This window comes from Staphylococcus sp. EG-SA-2 (assembly GCF_017152085.1).
The window spans coordinates 1-2,980 of the sequence record NZ_JACYHC010000571.1 but is presented as its reverse complement, the minus strand read 5'-3'; the positions used below and the strand labels follow the sequence as shown (position 1 = coordinate 2,980).

Below are 2,980 nucleotides of genomic sequence, written 5' to 3'. Positions count from 1 at the left end.
AGAAAGCAAGAATGGAAATTAGAAGAATATAAAGAAGACTTAAAAAAGTCTTATGAAAAGCAGTTAGATAAACTAAGTGACTGATAATTTGGAGGAGATTAAATGACTCTAATAGAACCAGATATGACCTTAAGAATGCCAGATATAAGTACTACAGTAGAAACACTTAATCTCATATCTAAAATGAATGCTCAAAAAGAAAACATTCGTTCAGTTGTTGCACCTGAACATAAGCATAAATATAAAGATATTGAAAATGGATTAAAAGGTGAAGAAAAAGTATTAATTGAACAAATGGCGCATCATTGCGAGGCTTTTAAAGCTAATTTTAAAGGCGCGGCTCAAGGAGATTGGGTTAAAAGTGCCATGTCTGAGATAGACAGCATTAAGGATGACCTGAAAAAAATTAATAGCTAAACTACATATCGTACTACTAAATAAAGCGACCAATGTTCAGTGTATTCACAACTGACACTAGGCCGCTTCTTTTTATTTTATTCCCATGTGAAGTAATTCGAACTGAATCGAAATATCACACTTACAATTGTAAAAACACAACTTAAATTACTGTCCCGCATTAAACATATCCAAATTCCAAACAGCAACAACAAAATCCTCAAGTACCAAAAGCTATGACCTCTTTATCAAAATCAACGCAAGTCAAACTCTCTCGAACTATCCGCCATAAATCATCCTCACCTTACAAACCATAAAGCGCTGCAGTTAAGTATTGAATGGCATAGCCAATTGAAATGAAAATAGCAATCGTTATAATAGCACTGCCAATGGTATATAAAGTATGTTTCGTAGATAATCCTTCAGTCTTTGAACCAAAAACACTGAGTAGAATAAATGTAATACCAATGATATATAAAACTAAAATGACAAATAGCATGTTTATACACCTCGATTCTCTCTCGTGAGATATATCTTTGTCTCCATTATAAAGTAAAGTGCTCAATAATTTAATTAAGTATACTATTTTTTTATTATCGAAGATTGCGAAAGAGGAAATGCTCCTATATAATGTAAAACGGAATTATTCCTATTTGCAAACGAACGAAACAAATAAATTGAAGTGAGGGTATATATATGGCTAAAATTCCAGTTACGGTATTAAGTGGTTATTTAGGCTCGGGGAAAACAACGTTGTTAAATCATATTTTACAAAATCGAGAAGGTCGACGTATTGCGGTAATTGTAAATGATATGAGTGAAGTCAATATCGATAAAGATCTTGTCGCAGATGGTGGGGGACTATCGCGCACAGACGAAAAATTAGTCGAACTTTCTAATGGTTGTATCTGTTGTACACTTAGAGACGATTTATTAAAAGAAGTTGAGCGTTTAGTGAAAAAAGGTGGCATCGATCAAATTGTTATTGAGTCAACAGGGATTTCAGAGCCAGTACCTGTTGCACAAACTTTCTCATATATTGATGATGAACTTGGCATTGATCTTACAGCGATTTGCCGTTTAGATACAATGGTTACAGTTGTGGATGCTAACCGCTTCGTACATGACATCAACTCAGAAGATTTATTGATGGATCGTGATCAAAGCGTTGATGAAACAGATGAGCGTTCGATTGCTGATTTATTAATTGACCAAGTTGAATTTTGTGATGTATTGATTATTAATAAAATTGATTTAATTAGTGAAGAAGAACTTGCGAAGTTAGAAAAAGTGTTAAGTGCATTGCAACCTACTGCTAAAATTATTAAGACAATAAATTCTGAAGTGGATTTAAAAGAAGTCTTAAATACGCAGCGTTTTGATTTTGAAAAAGCGAGCGAGTCAGCAGGATGGATCAAAGAACTTGAGTCTGGTGGGCATGCATCGCATACACCTGAAACAGAAGAATATGGTATATCATCGTTTGTATATAAACGTCGACTTCCTTTCCATGCTAAAAGGTTCAATGATTGGTTAGAAACCATGCCAAATAATGTCGTTCGATCAAAAGGTATCGTATGGCTAGCACAATACAATCACGTAGCATGTTTATTATCTCAAGCAGGGTCATCTTGCAATATTCATCCAGTTACATATTGGGTGGCTAGTATGTCTGAAGCACAACAAACGCAAATATTAGCAGAACGCCAAGACGTCGCAGCTGAATGGGATCCAGAATATGGCGATCGTCATACACAATTTGTCATTATTGGTACCGACTTAGATGAAGAAAAATTAACAAAAGAACTCGATGCATGCTTAGTCAATGCGCAAGAAATTGATGCAGATTGGCAACAATTTGAAGATCCATATCAATGGCAAATTAGACCAGCACGATAAGTTGAATGAAGTATAATCATTTTTAAATTGTGGCTTAATTGTTTGCAATTTATGACAATTAATAAAAAGTTAAGATGTTCTTAGGATCTTTTTGTTTTCAATCTATCTAAAGTGTGATAGTTTTGATAAAGCAGAAATTTGCATTTTATCCATAGGGCTAGGACATGTATATGTCTTAGTCCTTTTTATGTTTGCTTTGATGAAAAATGGCAAAACCATCGTACCAACTGTTAATTGAAGGTACAATCATTGTTTAACAGTCATAAAAATGAGTGAAGTAAATGCAGCTATCAATGTACTATTAACACTTACGGTCACACGAGTGTTTCAGTCTAAACGTGCAACGCAATTCTGCACGTGGCCAATATATCTTGGGATAGATTATGAAAATCATTAAGATTTCGTATGCCAAATCATGAATGTCTCAGACCTCGAGTATCAAACATAAAACACGCCACAAAAATATAACGCGTCAGACTACAAAGATCACGAATATTCCGTACGTCCCACCAAGAACATCCTATACAAAAAACCAAGACCATTTATTTGCAACAAACTAACAAGACTCACCTCACATCAATAAATCAACACAAAGCAAAGCCACCATCCCTATTGGTATAGTGGCCTGAGAATTTTAAGTATTCAATTCGCTTAAATTATTTTGCGAAAATGTCGATAATTGCTT

Annotated in this window: 3 protein-coding genes and 1 pseudogene; 3 read left to right on the top strand and 1 reads right to left on the bottom strand. The window is 34.4% G+C overall.

Going from position 1 to position 2,980, the window contains the following annotated elements; genetic code table 11:
• Positions 1-84 (top strand): annotated as a pseudogene (locus IDG60_RS22280) (hypothetical protein); the annotation flags it as partial.
• Between the two features lie 18 nt (positions 85-102).
• On the top strand, positions 103-417 hold the full coding sequence (locus IDG60_RS09835; RefSeq protein ID WP_000172545.1) for a hypothetical protein: 315 nt from the start codon (positions 103-105) through the stop codon (positions 415-417).
• Between the two features lie 283 nt (positions 418-700).
• On the opposite strand, the gene IDG60_RS09830 is transcribed toward IDG60_RS09835, so the two are convergent.
• Positions 701-961 (bottom strand): hypothetical protein, encoded by a 261-nt coding sequence (locus IDG60_RS09830; RefSeq protein ID WP_072419840.1) that lies wholly within the window; start codon positions 959-961, stop codon positions 701-703.
• Positions 962-1,092: 131 nt separating this feature from the next.
• On the opposite strand from IDG60_RS09830, the gene IDG60_RS09825 reads away from it, so the two are divergent.
• Positions 1,093-2,295: a GTP-binding protein gene (locus tag IDG60_RS09825; protein ID WP_001062985.1), complete on the top strand. Its 1,203-nt coding sequence runs from the start codon at positions 1,093-1,095 to the stop codon at positions 2,293-2,295.
• The last annotated feature ends 685 nt before the right edge of the window (positions 2,296-2,980 follow it).

Coding starts and splice junctions, on each gene's coding strand:
- IDG60_RS09835 (WP_000172545.1), top strand. CDS start 103: ATGACTCTAATAGAACCAGATATGACCTTAAGAATGCCAGATATAAGT.
- IDG60_RS09825 (WP_001062985.1), top strand. CDS start 1,093: ATGGCTAAAATTCCAGTTACGGTATTAAGTGGTTATTTAGGCTCGGGG.